General features: G+C 31.3%; 26 protein-coding genes and 2 pseudogenes. 4 read left to right on the top strand and 24 right to left on the bottom strand.

The features are described 5' to 3' along the window. Positions 1 to 405 precede the first annotated feature (405 nt). The 3 genes from ACX0KU_RS09525 to ACX0KU_RS09515 form a co-directional block, all read right to left on the bottom strand. Positions 406 to 2,250, bottom strand: a complete 1,845-nt coding sequence (locus ACX0KU_RS09525; protein ID WP_472989626.1) for an ATP-binding protein — start codon at positions 2,248 to 2,250, stop codon at positions 406 to 408. A gap of 170 nt (positions 2,251 to 2,420) precedes the next feature. After that, positions 2,421 to 2,582: a hypothetical protein gene (locus ACX0KU_RS09520; RefSeq protein WP_472989625.1), complete on the bottom strand. Its 162-nt coding sequence runs from the start codon at positions 2,580 to 2,582 to the stop codon at positions 2,421 to 2,423. Positions 2,583 to 2,785: 203 nt separating this feature from the next. Then, entirely contained in the window at positions 2,786 to 5,308 is a 2,523-nt protein-coding gene (locus ACX0KU_RS09515) for a DEAD/DEAH box helicase family protein (protein ID WP_472989624.1), read from the bottom strand. A 54-nt stretch (positions 5,309 to 5,362) separates the two neighbouring features. Between ACX0KU_RS09515 and ACX0KU_RS09510 the strand changes: the two genes are divergently transcribed. Then, complete coding sequence (locus tag ACX0KU_RS09510) at positions 5,363 to 5,674, top strand: phosphoribosyl-ATP pyrophosphohydrolase (RefSeq protein WP_472989622.1); 312 nt, start codon at positions 5,363 to 5,365, stop codon at positions 5,672 to 5,674. Positions 5,675 to 5,739: 65 nt separating this feature from the next. Here ACX0KU_RS09510 and ACX0KU_RS09505 read toward each other — a convergent pair whose 3' ends face one another. The 8 genes and pseudogenes from ACX0KU_RS09505 to ACX0KU_RS09470 all read right to left on the bottom strand — a co-directional run bounded on the left by ACX0KU_RS09505 (position 5,740) and on the right by ACX0KU_RS09470 (position 9,913). Further along, positions 5,740 to 6,663: a DUF4268 domain-containing protein gene (locus ACX0KU_RS09505; protein WP_472989621.1), complete on the bottom strand. Its 924-nt coding sequence runs from the start codon at positions 6,661 to 6,663 to the stop codon at positions 5,740 to 5,742. 262 nt (positions 6,664 to 6,925) lie between these two features. Further along, the gene (locus tag ACX0KU_RS09500) at positions 6,926 to 7,048 is read right to left on the bottom strand and encodes a DUF6054 family protein (protein WP_472992432.1); all 123 of its coding nucleotides are present in this window, start codon (positions 7,046 to 7,048) and stop codon (positions 6,926 to 6,928) included. After that, positions 7,045 to 7,515 carry a hypothetical protein gene (locus ACX0KU_RS09495; RefSeq protein ID WP_472989619.1) on the bottom strand — a complete coding sequence of 157 codons (471 nt, stop codon included), beginning with the start codon at positions 7,513 to 7,515 and terminating at the stop codon, positions 7,045 to 7,047. The genes ACX0KU_RS09500 and ACX0KU_RS09495 overlap by 4 nt, the downstream gene beginning before the upstream one ends. Next, positions 7,497 to 8,105 carry a hypothetical protein gene (locus tag ACX0KU_RS09490; RefSeq protein ID WP_472989618.1) on the bottom strand — a complete coding sequence of 203 codons (609 nt, stop codon included), beginning with the start codon at positions 8,103 to 8,105 and terminating at the stop codon, positions 7,497 to 7,499. The genes ACX0KU_RS09495 and ACX0KU_RS09490 overlap by 19 nt, the downstream gene beginning before the upstream one ends. 40 nt (positions 8,106 to 8,145) lie before the next feature. Further along, positions 8,146 to 8,647, bottom strand: a pseudogene (locus ACX0KU_RS09485) (ATP-binding cassette domain-containing protein); the annotation flags it as partial. Beyond that, a complete protein-coding gene (locus tag ACX0KU_RS09480; protein WP_472992430.1) occupies positions 8,638 to 9,075 on the bottom strand; it encodes an N-acetyltransferase in 438 nt (145 codons plus the stop codon). The gene ACX0KU_RS09480 and the pseudogene ACX0KU_RS09485, both read right to left, overlap by 10 nt. Continuing rightward, complete coding sequence (locus tag ACX0KU_RS09475) at positions 9,068 to 9,442, bottom strand: HIT family protein (RefSeq protein WP_472989617.1); 375 nt, start codon at positions 9,440 to 9,442, stop codon at positions 9,068 to 9,070. The genes ACX0KU_RS09480 and ACX0KU_RS09475 overlap by 8 nt, the downstream gene beginning before the upstream one ends. Positions 9,443 to 9,610: 168 nt before the next feature. After that, positions 9,611 to 9,913, bottom strand: a complete 303-nt coding sequence (locus tag ACX0KU_RS09470) for a hypothetical protein (protein ID WP_472989616.1) — start codon at positions 9,911 to 9,913, stop codon at positions 9,611 to 9,613. Positions 9,914 to 10,126: 213 nt separating this feature from the next. Between ACX0KU_RS09470 and ACX0KU_RS09465 the strand changes: the two genes are divergently transcribed. Continuing rightward, a complete protein-coding gene (locus tag ACX0KU_RS09465) occupies positions 10,127 to 10,531 on the top strand; it encodes a (deoxy)nucleoside triphosphate pyrophosphohydrolase (RefSeq protein WP_472989615.1) in 405 nt (134 codons plus the stop codon). A gap of 65 nt (positions 10,532 to 10,596) precedes the next feature. On the opposite strand, the gene ACX0KU_RS09460 is transcribed toward ACX0KU_RS09465, so the two are convergent. The 3 genes from ACX0KU_RS09460 to ACX0KU_RS09450 are packed head-to-tail and all read right to left on the bottom strand — an operon-like array spanning position 10,597 to position 11,944. Then, positions 10,597 to 10,911, bottom strand: coding sequence for a cupin domain-containing protein (locus ACX0KU_RS09460; RefSeq protein WP_472989614.1), 315 nt, complete (start codon positions 10,909 to 10,911; stop codon positions 10,597 to 10,599). Further along, the gene (locus ACX0KU_RS09455) at positions 10,908 to 11,465 is read right to left on the bottom strand and encodes a permease (RefSeq protein ID WP_472989613.1); all 558 of its coding nucleotides are present in this window, start codon (positions 11,463 to 11,465) and stop codon (positions 10,908 to 10,910) included. Before ACX0KU_RS09455 ends, ACX0KU_RS09460 begins: the two co-directional genes overlap by 4 nt. Beyond that, positions 11,462 to 11,944: a permease gene (locus ACX0KU_RS09450; protein WP_472989612.1), complete on the bottom strand. Its 483-nt coding sequence runs from the start codon at positions 11,942 to 11,944 to the stop codon at positions 11,462 to 11,464. The genes ACX0KU_RS09455 and ACX0KU_RS09450 overlap by 4 nt, the downstream gene beginning before the upstream one ends. A gap of 90 nt (positions 11,945 to 12,034) precedes the next feature. Between ACX0KU_RS09450 and ACX0KU_RS09445 the strand changes: the two genes are divergently transcribed. Further along, on the top strand, positions 12,035 to 12,706 hold the full coding sequence (locus tag ACX0KU_RS09445) for a Crp/Fnr family transcriptional regulator (protein ID WP_472989611.1): 672 nt from the start codon (positions 12,035 to 12,037) through the stop codon (positions 12,704 to 12,706). Between the two features lie 83 nt (positions 12,707 to 12,789). Here ACX0KU_RS09445 and ACX0KU_RS09440 read toward each other — a convergent pair whose 3' ends face one another. Together ACX0KU_RS09440 and ACX0KU_RS09435 are read right to left on the bottom strand one after the other, a co-directional pair. After that, positions 12,790 to 13,425 (bottom strand): hypothetical protein, encoded by a 636-nt coding sequence (locus ACX0KU_RS09440; protein WP_472989610.1) that lies wholly within the window; start codon positions 13,423 to 13,425, stop codon positions 12,790 to 12,792. A 35-nt stretch (positions 13,426 to 13,460) separates the two neighbouring features. Further along, entirely contained in the window at positions 13,461 to 14,027 is a 567-nt protein-coding gene (locus ACX0KU_RS09435) for a DL-endopeptidase inhibitor IseA family protein (RefSeq protein ID WP_472989609.1), read from the bottom strand. 190 nt (positions 14,028 to 14,217) lie between these two features. Here ACX0KU_RS09435 and aat point away from each other — a divergent pair. Beyond that, positions 14,218 to 14,885 (top strand): annotated as a pseudogene (gene aat / locus ACX0KU_RS09430) (leucyl/phenylalanyl-tRNA--protein transferase). 184 nt (positions 14,886 to 15,069) lie between these two features. Here aat and ACX0KU_RS09425 read toward each other — a convergent pair. From ACX0KU_RS09425 to ACX0KU_RS09390, 8 genes are all read right to left on the bottom strand, one after another. Continuing rightward, positions 15,070 to 15,366, bottom strand: coding sequence for a hypothetical protein (locus tag ACX0KU_RS09425; protein WP_472989608.1), 297 nt, complete (start codon positions 15,364 to 15,366; stop codon positions 15,070 to 15,072). A gap of 74 nt (positions 15,367 to 15,440) precedes the next feature. Next, on the bottom strand, positions 15,441 to 16,730 hold the full coding sequence (gene dnaB, locus ACX0KU_RS09420; RefSeq protein WP_472989607.1) for a replicative DNA helicase: 1,290 nt from the start codon (positions 16,728 to 16,730) through the stop codon (positions 15,441 to 15,443). 11 nt (positions 16,731 to 16,741) lie between these two features. After that, entirely contained in the window at positions 16,742 to 17,635 is an 894-nt protein-coding gene (locus tag ACX0KU_RS09415) for a DnaD domain-containing protein (protein WP_472989605.1), read from the bottom strand. A gap of 128 nt (positions 17,636 to 17,763) precedes the next feature. After that, positions 17,764 to 19,182 (bottom strand): efflux RND transporter periplasmic adaptor subunit, encoded by a 1,419-nt coding sequence (locus ACX0KU_RS09410; RefSeq protein WP_472989604.1) that lies wholly within the window; start codon positions 19,180 to 19,182, stop codon positions 17,764 to 17,766. 26 nt (positions 19,183 to 19,208) lie between these two features. Then, positions 19,209 to 21,569: an ABC transporter permease gene (locus ACX0KU_RS09405; protein WP_472989603.1), complete on the bottom strand. Its 2,361-nt coding sequence runs from the start codon at positions 21,567 to 21,569 to the stop codon at positions 19,209 to 19,211. Continuing rightward, positions 21,570 to 22,274, bottom strand: a complete 705-nt coding sequence (locus ACX0KU_RS09400) for an ABC transporter ATP-binding protein (protein WP_472989602.1) — start codon at positions 22,272 to 22,274, stop codon at positions 21,570 to 21,572. A 42-nt stretch (positions 22,275 to 22,316) separates the two neighbouring features. Then, positions 22,317 to 22,976, bottom strand: coding sequence for a TetR/AcrR family transcriptional regulator (locus ACX0KU_RS09395; RefSeq protein WP_472989601.1), 660 nt, complete (start codon positions 22,974 to 22,976; stop codon positions 22,317 to 22,319). Positions 22,977 to 23,776: 800 nt separating this feature from the next. Further along, positions 23,777 to 24,889 (bottom strand): 4Fe-4S binding protein, encoded by a 1,113-nt coding sequence (locus ACX0KU_RS09390; protein WP_472989599.1) that lies wholly within the window; start codon positions 24,887 to 24,889, stop codon positions 23,777 to 23,779. Positions 24,890 to 25,000 lie beyond the last annotated feature (111 nt).

Raw genomic sequence — 25,000 nt, 5'->3', positions numbered from 1 at the left:
ATTATTAAATATTAGTTTATACCCTTTTCCTGTATTGAATATTTCGGTGAAGTTGAGCCACCGTTCCGCTGTATACTGATCCACCTTCACGATCAAATAGAGCCACTACTGTGCTGGGGTGAGCCGCCTAGGTATTTTGTAATTTTAAATACGGTTTTTCATTGCTTTACTGTAGGGATTTGATATGTTAGGCTGGCACCGTGTGCCTGCAGTCAAGTATTTAATAATCTATCAATTAAGATGACAAGTGGTTCACCCCGAGTAAAGGTGGCTCATTTTTAGTGTGATAGTGGCTCTATTAGAGCGGACTAATGACTCATTTTCAAAATATTACTCATGTATATCCTTTAATATTTTCTACACTATTTACGGCTATAAATAAATTGTAATATTATATATCCTTCTTTAGTCATTATAAGTTGCACTAATCTGTTCAAACCATTCCTTAATTTCATCATATACACCATGTTCTTGAAGTTTTTGAGCTGTTAGTTTCTTTGTTAAACTACCATTGATAATCCCTTTAATAGCATTCTCTCTTTCTTGCATGTCTGAAATATGAGTCATACAAATATTTTTTAAATAAACAGGCAAATCAAATTCATGCCAATTATCTTTATAACTTTTTAAATCACATTTAAACTGTTCCTCAATTAAATCAATAGGTATGTAATTTTCCATCTCTCTCCATTTAGTCACTCTTCCGAAACGTCTACCATCATTATCATCGTTTATTTTGTCTATCATATTTTTATACTTAGGTATGTCACCATCATATAAATGAAATTCTTTAGTATTGGAATTCTTAAAGTGGTCTTTATTTATCCAGTTAATTAGTCTGCTACCGCCTAAATCATAAATACTTATACCAGTACTTTCAAAATCAATAATTTCTGTAAATTCTGGTATAGCTTTATTTATATTTTGTAAAAAAGAAATATCATTTGACCCCTCTACACAAATTACTAATTTAGAGTATATGGTAGGCAAAATCCCTAGTGTTGTACTAATCTCTCTTAATTTTAGTTCCTGCTCTATTATGACCTTTGGTTTTCCAAGCTCATCTTTCTTAATTAAAATTAAGCAGTCCTTGTCAACCATCTGGGCAATTTCTGGTGTATGAGTAGTTATAAATACTTGATGATTGTCTTGCTCCGATATTTTAGTTAATGAATCAATAATCATATTCTGATAATCTGGATGCTGTGAAGTCTCTGGCTCTTCAATAGCATATATAATTTGTTTTTTACCGATTTCTTTTGCACTTTTCTCTGCTTGAGCTCTAAAATAACTTAGTAGTATCAACCTTCTTACTCCACTCCCCCGTTTATTTAGCGGAATATTATCGTCTGTACCTAAACTAAACTTAAAGATGGAATCCCAGCTTTTTAAATCGGGAATAGTTTGAAGTTGATTTGCAATTTCGCTATTAAATTCCTTAAGTTTCTCTATTGTACTTTTTCCTACCTCTTCAACCTTTTTAACTACTTCATCTCTAATAGCATCTAATTCATTTTGAAGATCTGAAAGTACTTCTTTTGTTATTGCCTTCATTGGGTCTTGAACTTCTTTGTCCCCATCAGTATTTGCTCTATCTGATTGAAATAGGGTGAAAAGAGGTAAGCTTGCCTTCAGCCTCTCCCATGTTTTTAAACTGTCATCTTGAATTTCAGTAATATTAATTAGAGTATCTTCAAAAATCATTTCTTCATCTATAAGGTGTGAAAATAATGCCTGTCTCATATCTGCTTTTTTGTTTTTATTAATTTCTTCATAACCCTCAATTTCATCCTTATATTCAGCTAATAACTTCTTTAAATCTGCTTGTTTGTATGTAATAAGAGGTTTTTCGGTCAACTTTGGATGATTAGCATAGATATGTACACTTGTACCCTTTGTTGTTATGGACTTTCCCCCTGCATTTATTCTCTTTCGGATTTCTAGTTGGTTATTACTATTTAGTAAATATTCTTCTCTTAATGATGTAGGATTTGAAGAATCTATTATTACAAGTTCATCATCAGATATTTCAAATGAGGCTCCTATTTCAATAATCCTATCCTCTGATTTAATATTACAATCGATGATTTCTGCCTTTATGTCATCATTGAAAAATATATTTAATGCATCGAGAATTGTACTTTTTCCTACATCATTTTTACCAATAATCACATTCATTTTAGGATGAAAATTCAATTCTAAGTTGTCATACCCCCGAAAGTCTTTTAATAATAGCTTTACTAATCTCATAACAATACCCCTTTCTAATCTATTACCCATCAATATTCCATATTCGCCATAAATGTATTTAATCCTACATAAATTTACCAATCATTTGTATTTTCATCCTAAATCCAATCACATGATTAGACTTCTTCCCAAAGACAGAAGAAGGGAGTGGTTCCTAAAAAATGTTGATTTTACTCAATGAAATTCATATCTATTGTCTTGATTCTATTATTTTCATCTAGTGTTTTCTTTACAATTACCAGATAAAGTAGAGTTTTAATCTGTTCAATTGAGGCTAATTCTATTGCTTTGTAATTATTTACATTTGGGTTATGATACGGCCTTGAAACCATACCATAACCCAAACAACCTCTCCCTCGCATATAATCTCATTTTTCTTGATTCCTTATAAGATAATAATTAATACCAACTTATATAAACCATCACACATCTTAGTGTTTACAACGCTTACAATTAAAAACCGCCGTTACTTATGGTACGGTTAACCGTAAAATATCCTAAATCTCATCTTCCTATATTCTGTAATTATCAATTCTCATTCCAACCTCCTCCTATAAAACTCCCTCTCTCTAAATTCCACAGCATCTCTAAAATGTTCTAAGAATACTTCATTTTCCTTAAACGCTTCTATCTCATCATTCAAATAAAACTCATCTCCATCCTTATAGAAAAACTCACTTGAAGATTTTGATAAGAATTTTATAGGGTTATCCTTAGCTAGTTTTACATATTCTCTCTTACTCCAGTTTTCGTAGTCACTGGTTCCTTTATGTCTCGCAAGGTCAATCCCATTAGAACCTTTAGAATAAAATTCTTTAAAGCTTCTATAGATATCCCCATCATTTATCTTCATTTTTAAATTACCTTCATTATAGAAAGCTAAGAATACAGGAATCTTATAGGTTTTATTCATACTAGTAGTTTCAAGCATATTTATGAATTCTTCACCTTTAGTGTTTAATATAGCTTTTTCTTCTTCACTTAGTTCTTCTATGCTATCTAAAAATCTTAAATAATTATTGAATATGTTCAATTTAGATTTCTTCTTCATGTTTTCGTATATATCATCATCCATATAGGTAAACATCTCAAGTCTTGAAGGTCTTTTTCCTAAGTCTTCCTTTACTCTAAAGTAGTCTTCTCTTATTAGATCTTGTATTTTCTTATTAGCTTCTTCCATCTTTTTAAAGATGTCTATTAACTGCCATTGAAAATCTACTAAACAATCTTCTGGATAATCTTCTTCATGTGGAAGACTTCCTTTTAATCTATTCTTTATCTGTTCTCTATCTCCAGTTATAAAGAAAGGAACTAAGTTAGCTTTTTTATAATTTCCTATAAAATCTAGTACATTAAGATACTTTTTATCCTGATACTTTCTAAGCCCTCTTCCTAGCTGCTGTAGAAATACTGTAGAGGATTCTGTAGGTCTTAAAAACATTACCATATCAATGGAAGGTATATCTAACCCCTCATTAAACATGTCTACTGAAAATATCACTTTGATTTCTCCCTTTATAAGCTTACTTATAGCTTCCTTTCTTTCTGTATTGCCTTCATCATCTCCACTATAAACAGCACAGGAAGGTATATCATTACTATTAAAATACTCTGCCATAAACTGTGCATGTTTCTTTGATGTACAGAAACCTAAAGCTCTTTTACTGTTATACTTTTTATAGTTACTTAATATAGTCTCTGCTCTTTTATTTATACTTAAGGCTTCTTCCAATTTCTTTTCATTGTATTTTCCGTTTTTGTACTCTATTTCTTCATAATTTATGCTCTCATCATATATTCCATAATATCTAAAAGGCACAAGCCATCCTTTATTTATGGCAGCCTTAAGACCTACTTCATACACTAGATTGTATTCACATAAAGCAAAAACATCTTTGTTATCTAGTCTATCTGGTGTGGCTGTAAGTCCCAGTAAAAACTTTGGATTAAAGTAATCTATAATATTTTTATAACTTCCTGCTATGGCATGATGAAACTCATCAATAATTATGTAGTCAAAAGCATCCTTCTCAAAATATTCTTCATTTAAATACTCTTTCTTACCTAAGGTTTGAACTGTAGCAAACAAGATATCACATTCTGTATCCCTTATACTGTTCATAAAAAATCCCGTTGTTACTTTTTCTCTAATACTTTTAAAGCTTCTCTCAGCTTGCTTTAATATTTCAGATCTATGGGCTACAAATAATACCTTTTTAAACTCCATAGAATCAAAAGCTGCAAGATATGTTTTACCAATTCCAGTAGCAGCTACAACTATAGCTTTCCTCATACCTTCTTCTCTAGTTTTTCTAAGCTGATATAATGCCTCTATTTGAGCACCCTTTGGCTGTGGATATGCTATTATCTTGCTCTCTTCCTCTTTCTTATCTAAATCCTTATAAATCTTTGGTTTTACCCATTCCTTCGAATACTTTTTAAGTTCTTCATCATCAATTATTATAGATTTATTTAAAAATAGATCCTCAAAAACTGCCTTATAATATTTAAAATCCTCTTCGTGTCCTTCTTTACCTATTCTATAGTTCCACTCTATGCCGTAAGTTAAAGCTGATCTTGATATATTAGAAGAACCTACAAATATATCTCCTTCAGCTTCATATTCAAATATATAAGCCTTTGGATGAAAGCTTCTACTTTTATCACTATAAAATCTAAGATCTACTTTATCTCCTAAAACCTCCTTTAAAAGATAAAGAGCAGAAGGATGAGTTATATTAAGATAATTCCCTGTTAAAATTCTTATGGGAATATTTCTTTTAACAGCTTCCTTTAAATCTTCTTCTAAAAGCCTTACCCCTGACTCCATAAGAAATGCTACTATAATATCAATACTTCTTGCTTCTTTAATAGCTTTCTTTATATATGTATATAAATGATTCTTATCTCCTGTAATACAATTATCAGAAGAAACCTCAATGTCCTTACTATCAATATTTAAATGTATATCTTCAACTTCACTATATGTTTTATTAACATATCTTTTGTTCACAACATCACCTTCTTTAGTAAAAAATTTATTTCTTGCCTTTGACATAGTATGTTGAAAAATATAAAATCAATGTATAACTAATCAGAAAGGACGATTTCTATGAAAGTATATAATAAACTTGTTCGTGATAAGATTCCTGAAATTATAAAAAACTCTAATAAAAAATTTGATTCACATGTTGCAACCAAATCTGAAGCCTTAAAATTACTCCATACAAAGCTGGATGAAGAAGTAGCTGAATTTCACTCAGATGAAAACTTAGAAGAGCTAGCTGATGTTATGGAAGTGATTTTTGCTCTAGCTAAAAACTTAGGTTGTAGCGAAGAAGACCTATTAAATAAACGTACTGAAAAGTTAGAGGCTCGTGGTGGTTTTTATAAAAACATTGTTCTAGAAAAAGTTTATGAATAGTATGATGGATAAATTTACCCATCATGCTATTAAACAATACATATTGCTTTACACTATGATAATGATTACCTATACCTATTAAAAACTTTCTTGATTCTATTGGCCTTCTCTAAAAACCATTGAAAACATTCTTCCCACTTTTCTTCGTCCCTTATATCTCCATGATACTTTGAAATAATCCTACATGCCTTACCATCTGGTATAGGCTTCCATTCCATTTTAAATTCCAATTCAGCTTCTATTTCTTCTCTTTTTTCAAAGTAAGAATTAAATAATTCCTTATCATCTCTAATATATACTTCTGCACCTAATACTTTCTTTTGAGTATTAGCTGTAAGCGTTATTTGTGCTTCTGACATTCCTATGCCTATATTAAACCAATGCTGTGGACGTGGTTTCCTAAGTGTAAAATCTCTTGAAAAATTAGTTTTTGAAGCATATTCAACAAAACCTTGCCAAAATTTTAATTGAAGTTGCTTTGTATCTGTTAGCTGCCCTGCAACTTTTATAGCTTTTGCCCAATCGTTGGGTTTAGCTACAATTTGAAATTTTGGTGCTGGAAGTGAATCACCTATCTGCCAAAGCTCTAACTCAATAAGAAAGAAGGTAATTTTATCATCTGTATGTCCATTAAGCCAGTCAATAGCTTGACGATGCTCATCTCTAGCTTTCTTAACAATCCAAATAATCACCTCAGCATCTTTACCTGCTGCATATGTAATAATCTTTCCAAGATGATCATGATTAGTGTCTTCAAGTTGATTTTCAATTATAATTTTTCGCTCTGTTCCACCTTCATAACCAAAAATATCTACACTAAAGCCACCAACAGAGGATTCTCTTTCCTCCAGTACTATATCTAATCCTATCTCATTGCTTAAAAGTTCTAAATTATCTTCTTGTGCTAACCATGCTGAAAAATCTCTTTCTTCATGCTTCCAAATACTTCTTAAATCATCTATCTTTTTTAATGACCCGAGCTTTGACACTACTACCGCCCCCATTAACTTTTTAAGATTACCTTCCTAAAAATCAAATTATCAATAATGTTATTAACATCTATTGCTTCTTTTATTATATTATCCATTTCTACATATTTACTTAATTACATCTATTTTACCACATATTCTTTTTTCTTCCACATTTTTGGGTAATAAAATAACACATATCCACATTGTTCTTGTGTTTATGTGTTACTATATTTATTTCTATATATTTAACTCTCATAACTTTAATAAGAATCAAATTTCATTAAATCTTATACACCTTCAAAATCTCCTCAACACTTTTAGTAAAGTTATTTGCTGCACCCCAGTCAAACTTAGAAAACAACCCTTCTGAGCTACCTGTAGCTATAACTCTTACTTCTGTTATATCCTATCCCAAGATACATTAAAACTTCTTTTCCACAATATTATATTTGCTATTATTGCTACAACTATATACACGTATGTACCATAGTTTATACGTGTGCTTAGAAAATGAATTCCCCCTAGAGCAGCCAGTATTAGCATACTAGCAAAGGCAGCCCATCCACTACTTTCCTGGGCAGCTTTAAAGGATTTAGTAAATGGAAGATCTATATTTAAAACTTTAAAAACTATTACAGTATATATATAAATGTTAAGAATTACTGCTATTAGGTCAGGTACACTACGAAATCCAAATATATAAATAAACACAATACAATCAAAAATATATATAGGCATTAACAAATTAACTAAAAAAGCTTTAAGTGCCCCTTTAAATACAGGTGCCACGTCTTTAATAGGCATAACTTTATAAATCCATGCTCCTTTATAATTAGCTGAATATGATAGCATTAAAATTGCAGTAGGCAAGAAAAAATCACAAAAATAAATGCAAATCCTAGAGAAGGATATACCTTAAGCTTAAATTCTCTTTCATTTTTCATCATCTTAGAAGCAAATTTGAAAAACACCTTTTCCTCTTTACTAGAGCACATAATGTTACATATAAAGTCTAAAAACTTATCTTTATTTCCTTTATTTCTAACACTATTGTTATTTAGCTTTTGTAAATTTCTCTCAAAGGTTGGAATTAGATAAATATATAAAGAAATGGAGACTATAGGTACTACTAAGGCAAGTATACTAAATATAACATAGTAGCTATTAATGTTATGATGTAATAATACTTCAAAAGGGCTAGCAAACCAAACTGGAATAATAAAATACTGCCACCACTTTGGCTCAAATGTTACATTTAAATCTATAATATTAAATAACCTACCAAATAATTGATATCCTATTGTTATAGTAATAGATAATCCAATTTGTACATAATTAATTATGTCTTTTAGCTTTTCTCCATCAAAAAAACGTAAAATAATTAAGTATAATAGAGCTGTCAAAGCCACTATAAAAAGGTCTATTAAAATTACTTCTACTAAAAATAAAAGAAAAAACATAATAATTGCAAAGGCAAGGCCCATCTGAAAAATATAGTTTTCACCTATTGAAATAAAAAGAGCAATTAGACACAAATTCTTCTGCTATTGACTGATGATCATCAAAACCAGTTAGCTGATTAAAAATTTGCTCTAGGGATTTATCTTCAGATTGTTCTCTTAATTCTTCAAAACTTCCATCAGCGAGTATTTGTCCATCACGCAATAAAATAATTCTAGTACTTATTTTCTATTTTAGAATCAAAGGCTTCTTCAATTCCAAAAATACTCATCATCTTTCTTGCTTTTTGTTCTATTACTTTTGAATCTTTTCCATAAAGTTCTCCAATAAAAGTTAAATACTCTCTTGCAGTTAATGTATCATATATCTCTGCAGTTTCAGGTACATATCCAATTCTTTTCTTATACTCTATATTGTCTTTTGATATTTCCTCTCCAAAAATCTTAATCTGGCCTTGGTATCCTTCTAATAAACCAAGAATAATCTTTATAGTAGTGCTTTTTCCTGCTCCATTTGGGCCAATGTATCCAATTACCTCTCCCAACTCATAATAAACTCTTTGTACCCGCTATCTTCACTTGATCCTTCACTTTCTACTCTAAATCCACTTCTCTTATAAAATTCTACTGCTCTGTTATTCTCCACATACACTGCTAGACTTAATTTATTATACTTCTCTTTTACAAAGTCTATTAACGTAGTTCCTATTCCCGTGCTTTGACTATTAACATCTATAAATAATGCTCCAATGAACTCATCCTCAATAATGCTTATAAAGCCTAGTATTTTATTCTCTTCAATGTATACAAAAGTCTTTGCCATTGGAATATACACATCTTTTACTACATCATAATTTTTTAGCCAGTATTCCTTTGCTATAAATTTATGAGCATCTATTGTTGCATCCTTCCAGATTTCCATAACTTCATTTATTTTTTCTACTTTTAATTCTTCAATTATTTTACCCATCATACTCCACCAATTCCTTTTTAAACTTTCTAATTCCCCCTCTAGGGTTCTCTACATCCTGTCTATATCTTGGAATAAGATGCATATGAAGATGCATTATAGTCTGCCCACCGTACTTCCCAATATTTACTCCAAGGTTATAACCATCTGGTTTATATTTTTCCTCTAGAATCTTTTTCACTTCATGCATAAGCTTATACATCTCTTTAATCTCTTCTTCTGTAGCTTCAAAAAAGCTTTCAAAATGTCTTTTAGGAATAATAAGTGTATGCCCTTTATTTACCGGGAAATTATCATATATTGCAAAGGCAAAATCATTTTCTGCGATGTATTTTTCTTTATCATAATTACAAAATAAACAACTCATATTATTTCCTCCAGTGTTTATAAAATAATCTGTGTATGCTTTACTTCTTTGTATAAATTATATCCAATAAGCCTTATAATAACAACTTTAAGCTTTACTATAACAAAAGGTATCTATAATTAAAAAATAGTACAGCAATTATTGATAATTTGCTGTACTATTTTTAGTCTACGCTATCCCTAAAACCTTTCTACAATTATTCTTATATTTACTTTTTTTCTTATTATTTTTAACTTCATATAATTCCTTTATCTTTGCTATATAAGCTTCATCTGTGGATAATCTCATGCATGCCTCCATCATATATTCTGACTTTGGAATTATTTTATTTTTTGTAATAGCAATGCTTTTTTTTGCAGCTCCTATTTTCTTAAAATGGCTGTGATTCTTATAATCTCCATTAGTATTAATAACAACATATCCTCTTTTATTTGTCTTAATCAGATATTCATCACAATTTAAGATTATCATAACCTTCACATCCCCTTTTTGATCTTTATAAATGCTATGTTTTTTGTCCTTATTATCTATGATATGCTATAAATATTATAGTATAATAAATTCTATGTAAATTTCACCTAATTAATATTTAACAACAAAAAATCGCTTTATAATTTTTACAGGATACACTTTCCTCTTGATAATATATCTATCTATGCTACACTATTTCATGAGGTGTTTAAGATGAAGAAACTAGTAAAAGTCGTTGGTGCAATTATCGAAAATGAACATGATGAAATCCTTTGTGCTCTACGTTCTACAACAATGGTACTACCAAACCTTTGGGAGTTTCCTGGTGGAAAAGTAGAAAAAGGTGAATCTCTTAGCGATGCTATAATACGTGAAATTAAAGAAGAACTTAACTGTGATATTGGATTCATTGATATATTTAATGACAATACCCATGAGTACGACAACATTATCGTAAACTTAATTACTGTAAAATGTAAAATTATAAATGGACAACCTATTGCCAGTGAACATGCAAAGCTTATATGGTTAAATAAAGAAAATCTACTTTCTTTAAACTGGGCTCCTGCAGATATTCCTGCTGTTGAGTTACTAGTATCAGATGCTAAAAAGGTATAGCCTGTTTTAAGACTATACCTTTTGTTAAATTCTGAATATAATTTTTTATTTTTTCTATAATACGTCTAATTCGTAGGTGCAGGTGCTTTAATAACAATAAGCTCTAATACATCTTCATGTAAATTCTTCACATTCATCTTTGTATTAAAAGGAATTTTTAAAATACTTCCAGCGCTATACTCATTCACAGCTTCATCATTTAATCCTATGGATAAACACCCTCTGAGTACAGTCATATAAACATTAGAGTTTGAATAGTGCTCTGGCAATCCTTCATTTATATTGAATATCATATGGATATAATGTACATTTTCATCTTGTATAATTTTTTCAACTAATTTTTCATTTCCAAAAGTCATTTGATATACCTTTTCGATCATAACTTTGCTCCCTCTTTCTTTAATTTTTTAGTAACTACACCTGTAGCAACTTCATCTCTATTCACAAATTTTCCTGTAATCCAAGCCATTGAAAGAATTGCTATCACCGTTAAAATCCATCGAACACCCATGAAAGAGACACCTAAAAATTTTGCTTCATTGGCTAGCATTGGTACTTTTATAACCGCCCATGAGCTTAGTAGAATAACAATATTTTCAACACTTGCTCCTTTTGAAAGCAGCATTTTGCTAATAGGGAAAGCGGCATAAATGGGTCCAGCTGAAACACTCCCTAATACAAGCGAAAGTATATTTCCAAGAAATCCTGATTTTTCTCCAAACCTCTTTATAATTACCTCTTTTGGAATCAAAACTTCAATACCTACTGTCAACAGAAAAATCACTGGTAGAATTTGAAACATTTCAATTAGATAATAAACGCTATTATTTATTGCACTTGATGCTTTATCTGGCATTAGAACAAATAATACGAGATAAATTATGCCTACTATGAATAACAACTTGTTTTTCTTTATTCTTTGAGTCAATGTCATAGCACCACCCCCATTACTGCTGCAATAAATAATGCAGCAACAAAACTTAGCAGATTTCTTGTTAGCGCGAATTTAAGGCCAAATTCCTTTTTCTCAAGGGGAAAGGTTACCACCCCTACCATAGTTAAAGTTGTTAAAAATGCTACCCCTGGAACTATACTAGCTCCTACATTTATAAAAGAACCTACTAAAGGAAATGCAACAAATGCAGGTATTAGAGTTATGCTTCCAGCAATAGCAGAAATAACTGTGGCCATAACAGTGTTTTCTGATCCAAGCACACTTTTTATTGATTCTGGTGGCACAAATGTAAGGACTAATCCAATGATAAAGATAATTGCAACAATTTGTCCAAGCATATTTCCCATCATAGCTTTTGATTTTTTCATGGCTTTAAATGTCCTCTGCTTACTTTTTATCAAAGATACAACCATTAAGATAATTGATATCCCCCAAAATGAGAGAGTAAAAATATCCATTAAAAATTCCCCTTTCTTATTGATTAAAATCATTATACAATAAGATTAAGAAAACTAGAGTTACCAAGGTAACACTTAGAGGAGAATATTATGGATTTATTATCATTATCAAATAACTATTCCTTGTTAAAGCCAGTATCAATAGAATTATTAGAAGAAGGTTTTCATGATGAATTACTGAAAATTAAGACTTACTGTAAAGATGAAATTATCCATTTCGACGGGGATGTTTGTAGAAATTTAGAAATTTTATTATTAGGGAAAGTAGTAGTGGAACGTATTGAGGAATCCGGGAATCTGCTCACCATTACTGAATTCTATCCGGATGATATATTAGGTGGTAATCTGATTTTTTCTAAAAGCCCTTATTATCCTATGACTATTACATCAAAATCTGAAACTACCATACTTGAGATAAAAAAAGAGTTACTCTTTGAGTTATGTTCTAGCAATAAAGATTTCTTAAAAATGTTTTTAGAATACATTTCAGATCATTCACTACTTTTAGGTAATAAGCTAAAACATTATGTAAATCGCTCTATACGTGAAAGTTTAATTGACTACTTGAAAAATGCATATAAACTTCAAAATTCAAGCAAAATCATGCTCTATTTAACAAAGAAAGAAATTGCAGATCGCATGGGCGTACAAAGAACTTCCCTTTCAAGGGAACTTCAAAAGATGAAAAATCAGGGTCTAATCCTATATGATGCCCAGTCTATAACTATTTTAGATAAAGAATTATTAAGTGATAAATGTTAAGAGGATACCTCTTAACATTTATACTGATAACAATTAAATCTTTTAATTGACGTAATATTGCTTTTGTAGACGAATCAGTTGTATCACTTTTTTTCAGGCAATATCCATTCAATAGGCGGTGTTCCATCTTTTCCGTTATACTGAAGAATATAAGTACTAGATGTATCTTTATCAGAAATTACTATTTGATATAGTGGAATTCCTTCTGAGCGAGTAGCAGTTAAATACAAACCATAACCGTCAGGAGTGTTTTTATTTTCTGTAACAATTGATTCAGTTATCAATTTACTATTTTCATACTTTACCTTCTCGATCCTTATATCAATGCCATTTTTTATTGGTAAAATAAGAATTTTATCTTCACTTTCTTCTATTACCTGTTTAGATAAATTGCTAACTTGATCTATCTGTGATTTATTAGGAGAATTTAAAATTACAGCAATAGCTGAATCATTAATTTTTTCTCCTTTGCTTGTGAGTAATTTTAATGCACTATTTTTACTATTGGGTTGCACTTCACTATCAACCTTTGAAGATATGGATGATTCTGGATCTGATACATTTGTTTTGGATTTGTCTATACTTTTTTCATTAGCTTTGCATCCTATAAATGCAAATGAGATGATGAAAATTAAAATAATTATACTTAAAATCTTTTTCATTGCTACACTTCCTTCATTTTTTTCAATCGCCCACTGGCAAATCACTTCTGAAGTCATAATTACTCCATTCCTTAAAATCTATTTATTACTTTTTAATCTTCTCCTTGTATCTCTTCTCTCTTCCCAATGACACCAAAGGAGCCTTCAAAATAATCAGCTACCCATTTATTATCTTCAAACCTTAGCTCAAAGTCATAATTATCTGCTTCATCAAGACAATAAGCCTTTACAGTCAAATAAATTCTATCTTTCTCTTGTCTTTTCCTTATTATTTCCCCCTGCACGATCTCAATATAGGGCGCATCTCCTAAAGTTATAAAATATTTATTATTAATATATCTAGCTCCAATGAAATTCATTAGCTTCTTAGATGAGCTCTTAGTCCAATATAAATTTAAATATTTCTGCAATTTTTCAGGTGAGTTAAACTCTTCATTAAGTACACCATAGTTATCAACAGCTTCAACACTTCTAGTAACCTTATAAAAGGATTCTTGTGCATTATTTATTATAGATAAAATATCTTTATCTGATAAATTAACTTCTTGAGATTTAGATGAGGCTAGTTGCTTTTTCTCACCGTCTCTATTAATTGGTATAATTCCTACTATCAGTATTATTGCTAATAAAAATATTGGTATAATTCTCTTTCTCTTCATTCTGCACTTCTCCTATAGATATCATATTGAGAGATTTAATCTCTACGGAAAATTTATATTAGTTATCTTCAATAATTAGAACTTAACAAATTTTATAGAAGAAACTTAATATTTATATACAACTTCTTATATTTAATTTCTTGCAGAATCGTTAAAGTGATTGTAATATATTTTCTAAGAGGTGAATGTTATGCCAATTTACTCATTAGATGAAGACTTAGTTTTTCCTCATCCTTCTCTATCAAGAAAAGATGGCCTTTTAGCTGTACATGGTGATCTCTCTCCACAGAGGTTACTTCTTGCATACTGCAATGGTATATTTCCTTGGTTTTCAGAGGATGAGCCTATTCTTTGGTGGTCTCCTGATCCTAGATTTATTATATACCCAAAGGATATAAAAGTATCTCACTCTATGAAAAAGCTACTTAAAAAAATACATATAAAATTACCTTTAACACTTGTTTTAGAGAAGTCATATGTAATTGCGCCAGTGTACGAAAAGAAAGTGGTACATGGATTACCAATGATATGATAGAGTCTTACTGTAAACTCCATGAACTAGGTTTTGCTCATTCTGTGGAAGCCTGGCACGGGGACACTCTAGTAGGGGGATTATATGGACTTAGTATAGGAAAATGCTTTTTCGGGGAATCTATGTTCTCAACTATGAGCAATAGTTCTAAAGCAGCTTTTATTACTCTTTGCAAATTCCTAGAGGAAAGAGACTATCTTATTGTAGACTGCCAAGTTTATACTGAGCATCTTGAAAGTCTTGGTGCAATTAGTATTCCTAGAGATGAGTTTTTGGAACTTGTGGAAAAAGGAATATCAATGACTCCTTTAAAATTGTGCTTTTAAGGATATTTACATAAAAAAGTTGCTTTAGAATTTAGTGTTTCTAAAGCAACTTTTTATTTCCTATATATTTAGTGTTCTCCTTGTGTTGATATAAGCCTCTTTATTCTCTCAATGTCTTCATCCGTAACCCCTGTATATTTCTTTATTTTTTCTTCAGGTTCTCCATCAACAAGCATATTCTTAACTACATCAACTTTTGCTTCTTGCCAAATTCCAGTTCTAATTTAATATTGTCTTTTACTCCTGCAGTTTCCTCAATAAGAATAACATATGGTTCTGGCATTTTTAGCTTAATTATTTCTTTTGAATTTGAATAGTCTGCTAATTTAACAGCTCTTTCAAAACTATATCTAAAAATTCTAACAGCAATTTCTTTATCAAAGATAGTTTGAAATTCTAAAGCATATTCATAAACTTCATTGCCATCTGTAATAGTTATGTACATATCTGCGTAAAAGCTTATTAACTTACTAGAGTTCATTATATTAATATTATAACCACTTAAAACAGATTGCAAACATGTGTTCGCAGATTATTTTAAATAAATTTACGTAATCACTCCACCTTCTGATACTCTGGCTTCCACTTTAGCTTCACTATTCCAACCTGTCCATTTCTATTCTTAGCAATTATATTCTCAATTATATTTTTATCCTCAGTATCCCTGTTGTAGTAGGCATCTCTATATAAAAACATAACTACATCTGCATCCTGTTCAAGACTTCCTGATTCCCTAAGGTCAGAGAGCATTGGTCTGTGGTTGGCCCTTGCCTCTGGTGCTCTTGAAAGCTGAGAGAGGGCAATTATAGTTATATCTAATTCTTTGGCCAATAGCTTTAACTCTCTTGATATTTTAGATATATCAAGATTTCTGTTTTCTACCTTTTCTTCACTATTTATAAGCTGAAGATAGTCTATTATGACAATATCTAATCCCTTTTGTATCTTAAGCCTTTTACATTCACTTTTTATCCCTCTAATAGAGAATACCTTATCGTATATGTATAGACTTGATTTTGATAAATCACTAGATACCTTTAAAATTTTTTCCCACTCTTCATCTCTAAGGGACCCAGTTTTTATATTTCCACAATCTATTTCTCCTAGAGTAGATAATGCCCTTTCAAGAATTTGATTCTTTCCCATTTCTAGATTGAAGAAAGCTACTTTAGCATTTTCCTTTAGAGCTGTATTTAAAGCTAAGTTTAAAGCCATGGCTGTTTTACCCATAGAAGGTCTTGCAGCTAGGATTATGAATTCTTCCCTGTTAAGTCCCCCAAGCATTTTATCAATTATTCTATAGCCTGTGCTAATGCCTGGTAATGATCCATTATTTTTATACCGTTTCTCCAGCATATCAATGACCTGCATTAAGCTCTCTTCAGTGCTGGCATCTTTAAAATTATCTTTTCTCTTCAGCTTTAGGAAAGCATTTTCTAAAGAATCCACAATTTCATCCCAGCTTTTATCCTTATCCTGAAGTTCTTTTTTCTCTGCTTCAAGAAGAGTCATCATTCTTCTTAAATTGGCTTTTTCTTTAATTATTTCTCCATAATATTCAACTCTTGAGGAAGGAAGTGAAGATGCATATAGTTCACTTAAATAGCTAAGTCCTCCTACCTCTGTAAGACTAGTCCCTAGTTTTTCACAAAGTGAAACAACGTCTATAGGTTTCCCCTCTTCATATAGCTTTAATGCTGCATTATATATAAACTTATGCTTAGTTACAAAAAAGTCATCACTGGATAAAAAATCCATAACGCTACAAAGGGCATTATTGTCCCTAAATATGGCTCCTAGAAGATTTACCTCTGCATCCTCATTGTAAAATCTATTAATATTCATGCTTGTGCCCCCTACTCTACATACACGTAAGCTGCAGCATTAGAGCCTTCAAAGGGGGTATCACTTGCCTTATCTTTATTTTTGTCCTTCCACTCCCTTTGATAAGCAAGCACTGCTTTACCTGTAGTAAGTCCAAGACTATACCAATTGTTTAATACGGAATTTATATAACTCATGGTTCTTCCATTGTGATTTACAGCTTCTTTAATACCTAGAATAATTGCATCGCAGCTTAAATCTTCACTCCAATCCCTTAGTTTTTCAAGCTCTATAGGGGTTATTGGGTGGATATTATTATTAAAGACCTGTACTACTTCACTCATTCCTGAGATTTCTGTAGCAGCATCATCAGAATTGCTCACTACTAAATTTAAATTTTCTTCTACTACTTCTTCTGCTTCTTCAATTTCAATTTTAATTTCTTCTTTAATTTCTTCTTCCCCTAGGGGCTTGTAAGCCCCTTGTAGGCCCCTTGTTTTTTCCTGAAAGCCTTCAATATCCTTAAAAATCTCTTCAGTAGGATATCTTAACTTTTCACACATTATAAAAAACTTATCCACAAATTCTTTGTTCTTAATTTCCTTTAATTCCTTATTTATACACAGAATTGTGTTTCTACTGTTGATAAAGTTGTACTTTATCCAGTTTAGAATCATAATCTCCTTTGTTTTTTCACAGTATTCTATTTTCCCATAGTTTATAAATCTCTCTAGTAGCTTGTCTATAGTTTCTCTATTATAACCTGTCTCATATTCAATAGCTCTTTTAGGAAGTTCAAAGATTCCACATTGCTTAGTATTAGAACACTGTAAAAGATACACATAGAAGAATTTCTCCTCTGGTGTAAGATCCATAACAAAAGCATCTCTCCAGAATGATAATTGTAATTGTCTATATAGTGCCATAAAGATTCCCCCTCTAAAATTTTATCTTATAGAGTACATATGCACTTATAGAGAAATGTGTAAAAGAAAATAAGGAGCTGAGTATTATTATGTTTACTCAGCTCCTTTATTGCTATTCAACTGTTTTTTTAATCATTCGAAATAACTTTTTTACCCTCTTCTAATCCTTCTAATTCCGGATTCTTTATAACTTTATCCCCAGCTTTTAGACCTTCTTCAATGACTACTAGTTCATCAGTTTTCAATCCTTTTTTCACTTTTTGAATAACAGCAACCCCATTTCTTACAACCCATAGGGCATCCCCATCCTCATATGGAAACAGGGTAGTTTTAGATACAGCAAGCTTATTTTGCTGTTGAAGTACTGTAAACTTAACATCTAGTGCATATCCTGGTCTTAGTTCAGGTATTTCTCCCTCTGGTGTAATAACCACCTTAACTCTTCTTTCAACAAGGCCTAAAGCAGACATTTTTTCTACTGCTGAAGGTGCAATGGCTTTTACTACTCCGCTAAATTCATAATCCTTATCTTTTCTTTCTTGAATCAGTTTTACCTTCATTCCTTCATGAACATTAAGAATATCTTCAGTTAAAAGATATACATTTACCTCATAAAGAGATTCACCTAAAAGTGTCATTAAAGCCGTCTGCGGAGAAGCTATCTCCCCTACTTTAGCATTTAATCTAATTACCTTCCCATTTACTGGTGAGATGATTACACTATTTGACATCTGATTCTCAAGCTGTTTAATTTGTGCATCTGCTGCTTCAATTAGACCTTGATAATATTGCTTTGTTCCTGTACTTGCTTTACCACTTTGTTGTATCTCATACTCTAATACATCAATTTGCGCCTGCACTGCGTTTTTTAATCCCTGAAAATATTCTGTTGTACCTAGAACAGGATTAGAGCGTTCCATAATAAGCTTAAGAGCTTCTTCCTCTTGAGATAATTTATTTTTTAATTGCTCAACCTTGCTTTTAGCGGAATCAAGCTCTATTTTTGCTACTATACCGCTCTCAAAAAGAGTTTTTGTTCTTTCGTAATTCTCTTCACTTTCTTTTAATTGTCGCTTCGTTTCTTCAATTGCTAACTTTTGCCGATTAATTTCAGCTTCATAAATGGGCTTATTAGATTGAAGCTCTTGACCTTTGATGCTTTCTAATTGTCCTTTTAATTGTCCTAGCTGCTGATGCATCTCTTGATAAGTTTTTTTCTCCTGTCCTCTTAGACTCTTTTGTTGTGCTTTCAATTGATTTATCTGATATTCTAAATCCTTATTATCAATCCTCGCAAGAATCTGTCCTTTTTTGACTTTTTCTCCTTCTTTTAAATCCATTGCTATAACTTTTCCGCTAACTATACTGTAGATAGGTCTCTCATCTGCGCTTTGCACTATGCCTTCCTCTTCAAATTCCTGTGCCACCGTCTTTGGCTGTATCTCAATCAACTCAGCAATAAGAGGTTTTTTAGAATTATATATAGCGTAACCAGCAATGCAGACTATTATAAAGATACCAAAAATCCATTTTATATTCTTTTTCATAATCTATCTCCTTTATCCCTACCTTTTTATTCTCTCTCTTTTAAAACTTCTACCAGGTCCATTTTGTGAATTTTTCTTTTCACCCATCCCTGTGCTGATCCTATGGCTAAAACTGTACCTATGAAGGCTAAAATCAATGCAGATGGATCAACAATAGCAGGAATAGTAAATATATCATTATTCATTCCTTTAGAAATACCTTGTAGCATTAAGTAAGTAAGTGGAATCCCTGCTAATATTCCAAATATCCCAATAAACCACTGTTCCACAGAAACAACTTCTAAAACTTCTTTGTGAGTCATTCCCATGACCCGTAAAGATGCTAATTCTTTTTTCCTCTCAGCTAGAGTGATGATGCTTGAATTATATACAATAGCAAATCCTGTAACCACAGCTAGTATGGACATTATCCACATACTATAGCCAGATGTAGCCATAAGTTCCTCATATTTATCAATAGATTTCTGACGTTCCTCTATAATACCCACATTCTTTGATAATCTGTATTCTTCTTTCAATGCAGATATCTGTGAGTTCTCTACTGCTATAAGTATAGATGTAGACATATCTCCTTGTTTAAGCAAATTATTTAATGTATCCTGATTCATATAAATATTGACTCCCATATACTGAGGTATAATACCTGCTACAACTATATAGAAAGGGGAATCCTTTGCCCAAGGACTTTCTACCTGAAGCTTGTCTCCAGTTTGTATCCTAAGTTTTTCTGCTACCCTTTCAGAAACAAGTACACCCTCTTTAGGAATCTTCACTTCTTTTCCGTTCTTATCAAAAATCTTATACAATTCTGCCTTTTCTGTGATTCCAAGAGCAATTATATCCTTCTTATAATTTTTATGTCTCAAGGTTACAGGTACTTCCAGCATAAGTTCTACACGTTTTACACCTTTTATATACTTAAATTCCCTAAGAACGCTTTTTCCATCTAATGGCCGAGTAAAAGATATTTTCACATCTTGCTTCTGGGCCTTTGTAAATTGGTCTTTCACCATAATGTCCATTAATCCATTCATAGACAACAGGGCTCCCATCATACTGAAAGTGAACATAATGCCGATAAAAGTAAAAAAACTCCTTCCTCTATTACGAAGTACATTTCTTATAGCCATTCGTCCTTGCACTGTAAAAATAGACCATAGAGCTGGAATATAATCAAATATAGTCTTTTTCTGAAGTACTGGAGCAGGTGGATGCATTGCATCTGCTGGCTGAAGTTTTAGTACACCTTTAGCTCCTTGAAAGGCAGCTACTAAACCAAAGAAAATTGATAACACCATCCCATATAAAAAGTACTTCCATGAAAATCTAGCTGTAAGATTAGGTAAACTATAATATGTCTGATATACCTTGGTTAAAGACATAGAAAGAGTTGTTCCCATTAACCCACCAGTAACTCCTCCAAAGAAACCTATAAATAAACCAAAAGACATATAATGCACTAAAATTTCACCAGTTCTATATCCCATAGCTTTAAACATTCCGATTTGTCCACGCTGAGATTCAACAAGCCTCTTAAGCATAATATATAAAATGGTAGTTGCAATAGTTAAAAATAGCACTGGTACGGTTTTAGACATACCTTCAAGCTGATTTAATTCTTCCGATAGCATTACATTACTTAACTGATCTTTACGAGGAATTAAGCTATCCATGCCATACTTCTTTAATTCTGTTTTTATTTTTTCTTCTACATCAGTAAAGGTAGATCCAGGTTTTAGAGTAAATATAATGTCATTTACCCTACCCTCTTCATTGAATAGGGCTTCCATTTCCTCATAGTTCATATAGGCTACTTCAAAATTCTCAGGCTCTGGAGCAATACTTTGTCCATCTTTTATTGCATATACATATTCTGGACTTTGTCCAGTTCCCGCTAAAGGTAATTCTACCTTTTTTCCATCTATAATCATAACAATAGTGTCACTTAAGGATAGATGGTTAGCGGTATAAAATTTATCAGCAAGCAGTATGCCGCGATCTTTCTCTTGTGGAAAGGAACCTTTTATAAGTTTCACACCATTGATAGGGTTAGATTCTGATTTATTAATAGATATTAATCGTAAATATATATTTTCATCCCTTTCAGGCATTATTACTCTTACATCTTTTACAAGTCTACCTTGAAGCTGATCTACTCCTTCTATGTTCTGTAGCTTCTTAAGCTGCGCATATGGCATAGTGCGAACTGTGGCAAAACCATCAGCAAAATTATAATACTTATAAAACTGTTCTTGAGCAATAAATAAGTTATCCTTAGAGATTGATATTGCTGCATAGGAAATCAATCCTATAGTAATTACAATCATACATGCTAAATAGGCTATGATATTACCCTTAATATCTCTTATCATTTTAAGCCACAACATTTACCAAGATACCTCCTCTGGCTCCAGAGGCTTATCCACTACTTCAACATGGTCTAACCTTCCATCACGAATATAAAATACCCGATCTGCCATTTTTGCTATACCAGCATTATGAGTAATAACAATAACTGTATTTTTATATGTTTTATTAAAATCTCTCAAAAGTTTCAGCACTTGTATACCCGTAGAAAAATCAAGAGCACCTGTTGGCTCATCACACAATAAAATTTCTGGATTTTTTGCAATAGCCCTAGCAATAGCCACTCTTTGCTGTTGCCCTCCTGACATCTGTGCTGGAAAATGCTCTGACCTTTCTAATAGACCAACCTGCTCTAGTACCTCTTCAACTTTTAAAGGATTTTCTGAAATTTCAACTGAAAGCTTAACATTTTCATAAGCTGTTAAGTTAGCAATAAGGTTATAAAATTGAAATACAAATCCTATTGCATTCCTGCGATATTCTGTTAAAGTCTTTTCAGTAGCACCATGAAGTGCTTTTTCTTTATAATATATCTCTCCACTGCTAGCTGTATCCATTCCTCCGATTAGATTAAGCATTGTACTCTTTCCTGAACCACTAGGTCCTAGTACTACAATGAACTCCCCTTTATAAATTTCAAAGCTTACTTCTTTTAGTGCATCTACCCGCACTTCTCCCATCTGATAATATTTTGATAAATCTTTTGCTCTCAAAATCGTCTCCATATATCCCCCTCCTTATATTAAAGACTATGCTTTTTTAGAACTTTACTTATCATCCTTCCTTTTAAATATCCCATATTTAATAATATCAATATATTCATCTAATTCCTTTATTATGGTTGCACAGTAATTATTTAAATCAATTTTCCCAGCACTATACATTGCGAAAAATCTTTCCGAAAGTCTTTCAAGAATAGCTGCTGTAAAGTTAGCAGAGATTTCTGCTGAAATATTGTCTCGTAAATTTTCAGAATGGATCAATCCTTTTTTATACACATAATCCTTGAGACGCTCATATCTCTTCCAATTATCTTTGTAAATATCCTCGCATTCTTTTTTTAAAGCTATCGGTGGATTGCTTAAAGCATTCATGATAAGCCGTGTCTCATTATAATATTGAATAGTTAGCTTTTGCTTAGTTATAATAAGTGATTTAATTCTTTCAAAGAAGTCTTGTTCTTGTACTTCATCAAAAGCTTTCATAAATCTTTGAAAAAGCAAATCATAAACATATTTAATGATATAAAGATACAGACCTTTTTTGTTTTTGAAATAGTAAAACAGACTACCTTTTGAAATCTCCGCTTTTTCTGTAATAACATCAGTAGATGTACTTTCATAACCATTTGCTGAAAATTCATCTATACACACCTTTATAATCTTCTGTCTTTTATCCTCTGGTAATCTTTCAAAAGTAGAGTACAATTTAACACACTTCCCTTTAAATTTATATAATGGATATTTAAACCATTGACTTTACAGTCAATTATAATACAAGCTGTATTGACTGTAAAGTCAACTATGATAAATTTTCAGTATCTATTTCTATTTTGGGCAAAAAATAATAGTAGCTAGCTTACATAACACTCTTAAGCTAGCTACTACACAAACCCTAATTTACTTTTTAACATTAATCATAACCTCTTTACTCAATAAAACTTTCCTTCCTAATTACCTCTGTTCCAATTGCAAATACTTAAATTTTAATTGATCTTTTGGCAAATCTAAAATATTTTCTCTACATTCTTTTTTCTTAAACATTTAACTTTTACTTTGATTTACTAACTTCTTCATTTCTTAAATCTTTAACTATTAATTTGACCTATTAACTTCTTAATTCTTAATTCTTAATTCTTAATTCTTACTCTGATTTGCTAAATTCTTCATTTTTTTAATCTTTAACTCTTACTCTAATTTCTTAAATTCTTGATTTTTTAAATCTTTAACCTTTTACCTTTTACCTTCTTAAACCTTCTTAACTTTAAATCTTTTACCTTTTAAACTTCTTTACAACTCTAATTCATAACCAGTTTAATTCTTACTAAAAACTAACTCTTACTTAGAAACTAATTCTTACTTAAAAACTAACTTTTGCTTGTAAATTAGGGTTTGTAGGAAGAATTTCTTCTTCTTGTATATATAATATCATGAGTTAGTTAAAAAGTAAAGACTATTATCAGAATTTTCTGTTTAATTATTTTTACAACAAATGATCATTTTTGTATTTATTCTACTGGTTTATCTATTTGTTTATTTATGGTTGATATCTTCCTTCTACTTGATCTCCAATCTAAGAACTTTGTTGAGTAAGATAGTGTTCTTGTAGGGCAAACATCTACACAATGCCCACACCCAACACATCTAAGTTCTCTAACATCCTCGCCTTCTTTTGCTTTATTTTTAATATCAATAGTCATAGGGCAAGCTTTATTGCACTGATCACACTCAGCACAATTTGACTTATCTGTTCTAATCTTTTGACCAGCCAACTTTCCGATAAAACCTAATACAGTGCCCAGTGGGCAGTAATAACAATATCCTCTCCCAATAAAGGCTACCCAGAAAAACATAGCCATTAGTAATTCTGTAGTAAGATATTTATAGTTCTCTATTCTGCCAAGTAGCTTAACATTTTCACCTACTGGTATGCCTAATAAAAAGAGTGTCCACCAAAGTGTGAAGAAAACTGCAATACTAAGAAATACCCATCTTAAAACCAAAAAAACTTTAAGTCTTTTTTCATCCATTTTTTTAGGTTCTCCAACTAGTGGCATTGCCGGTGCAAAGACTTCTGCTGCAAATCCATTGAAAAGACACAAAGTGGAACATTGCCATCTTCTACCTAGTAGAAGTGTTCCAAGTATAACGATAACACTCATACAAACATAAAATACTAAAGCAGATGTTACCCCTGCCATTCCCCAAACTGGAAAACGGCTAAGATAAAAAGAAGACTCTGCATTTAATAGCTGTAGTGGAGTCGTTGTCCAAGGTAGGGGCATTGTAAAAAAGTATAATTCAGTATTATTTAAAAAGAAAGGAGTTACTATGTGCACAACTAAGGCAGCTATAATAAAACCAATCAAATTTCTTTTTCTCATTGTAGTTTCTTTAGAATTACCAACTATCCTTAGAGTGAGAAAACTACATATAATTATAAAAAGAGTTTTTATCCAGTTTTCGTAGAAGTGCCAAAACCATGTAATAAACTCTGCAACTTTTGGAGTTGCTTTACTTGCATAGCCGTAGTTTAGTCCTGCAATTACTAAACATAAAACAATGTATGTCCATAAAATAGCTTTAAGGATTTTTAACTCTGTAGTTTTACTACTCTTCATTTTTCATTTCTCCTATAAATTATAATATATTATGAGATATAATCCCTACCTAGAAATTATATTAATCCTTTTTATTTATTAGAACTTAGACAATAATATCTTCATATTTCT

The organism is Clostridium sp. X (assembly GCF_055755365.1).
The sequence above is the reverse complement of the archived record's forward strand: the minus strand, read 5'-3'. Positions and strand labels throughout refer to the sequence as shown.

Excerpts from the sequence above, each read along its gene's own strand:
- ACX0KU_RS09525 (WP_472989626.1), bottom strand. The coding sequence starts at position 2,250 with ATGAGATTAGTAAAGCTATTATTAAAAGACTTTCGGGGGTATGACAAC.
- ACX0KU_RS09520 (WP_472989625.1), bottom strand. The coding sequence starts at position 2,582 with ATGGTTTCAAGGCCGTATCATAACCCAAATGTAAATAATTACAAAGCA.
- ACX0KU_RS09515 (WP_472989624.1), bottom strand. The coding sequence starts at position 5,308 with ATGTCAAAGGCAAGAAATAAATTTTTTACTAAAGAAGGTGATGTTGTG.
- ACX0KU_RS09510 (WP_472989622.1), top strand. The coding sequence starts at position 5,363 with ATGAAAGTATATAATAAACTTGTTCGTGATAAGATTCCTGAAATTATA.
- ACX0KU_RS09490 (WP_472989618.1), bottom strand. The coding sequence starts at position 8,105 with ATGTTTTTTCTTTTATTTTTAGTAGAAGTAATTTTAATAGACCTTTTT.
- ACX0KU_RS09480 (WP_472992430.1), bottom strand. The coding sequence starts at position 9,075 with ATGGGTAAAATAATTGAAGAATTAAAAGTAGAAAAAATAAATGAAGTT.
- ACX0KU_RS09475 (WP_472989617.1), bottom strand. The coding sequence starts at position 9,442 with ATGAGTTGTTTATTTTGTAATTATGATAAAGAAAAATACATCGCAGAA.
- ACX0KU_RS09470 (WP_472989616.1), bottom strand. The coding sequence starts at position 9,913 with ATGATAATCTTAAATTGTGATGAATATCTGATTAAGACAAATAAAAGA.
- ACX0KU_RS09465 (WP_472989615.1), top strand. The coding sequence starts at position 10,127 with ATGAAGAAACTAGTAAAAGTCGTTGGTGCAATTATCGAAAATGAACAT.
- ACX0KU_RS09460 (WP_472989614.1), bottom strand. The coding sequence starts at position 10,911 with ATGATCGAAAAGGTATATCAAATGACTTTTGGAAATGAAAAATTAGTT.
- ACX0KU_RS09455 (WP_472989613.1), bottom strand. The coding sequence starts at position 11,465 with ATGACATTGACTCAAAGAATAAAGAAAAACAAGTTGTTATTCATAGTA.
- ACX0KU_RS09450 (WP_472989612.1), bottom strand. The coding sequence starts at position 11,944 with ATGGATATTTTTACTCTCTCATTTTGGGGGATATCAATTATCTTAATG.
- ACX0KU_RS09445 (WP_472989611.1), top strand. The coding sequence starts at position 12,035 with ATGGATTTATTATCATTATCAAATAACTATTCCTTGTTAAAGCCAGTA.
- ACX0KU_RS09440 (WP_472989610.1), bottom strand. The coding sequence starts at position 13,425 with ATGACTTCAGAAGTGATTTGCCAGTGGGCGATTGAAAAAAATGAAGGA.
- ACX0KU_RS09435 (WP_472989609.1), bottom strand. The coding sequence starts at position 14,027 with ATGAAGAGAAAGAGAATTATACCAATATTTTTATTAGCAATAATACTG.
- ACX0KU_RS09425 (WP_472989608.1), bottom strand. The coding sequence starts at position 15,366 with ATGAACTCTAGTAAGTTAATAAGCTTTTACGCAGATATGTACATAACT.
- dnaB (WP_472989607.1), bottom strand. The coding sequence starts at position 16,730 with ATGAATATTAATAGATTTTACAATGAGGATGCAGAGGTAAATCTTCTA.
- ACX0KU_RS09415 (WP_472989605.1), bottom strand. The coding sequence starts at position 17,635 with ATGGCACTATATAGACAATTACAATTATCATTCTGGAGAGATGCTTTT.
- ACX0KU_RS09410 (WP_472989604.1), bottom strand. The coding sequence starts at position 19,182 with ATGAAAAAGAATATAAAATGGATTTTTGGTATCTTTATAATAGTCTGC.
- ACX0KU_RS09405 (WP_472989603.1), bottom strand. The coding sequence starts at position 21,569 with ATGTTGTGGCTTAAAATGATAAGAGATATTAAGGGTAATATCATAGCC.
- ACX0KU_RS09400 (WP_472989602.1), bottom strand. The coding sequence starts at position 22,274 with ATGGAGACGATTTTGAGAGCAAAAGATTTATCAAAATATTATCAGATG.
- ACX0KU_RS09390 (WP_472989599.1), bottom strand. The coding sequence starts at position 24,889 with ATGAAGAGTAGTAAAACTACAGAGTTAAAAATCCTTAAAGCTATTTTA.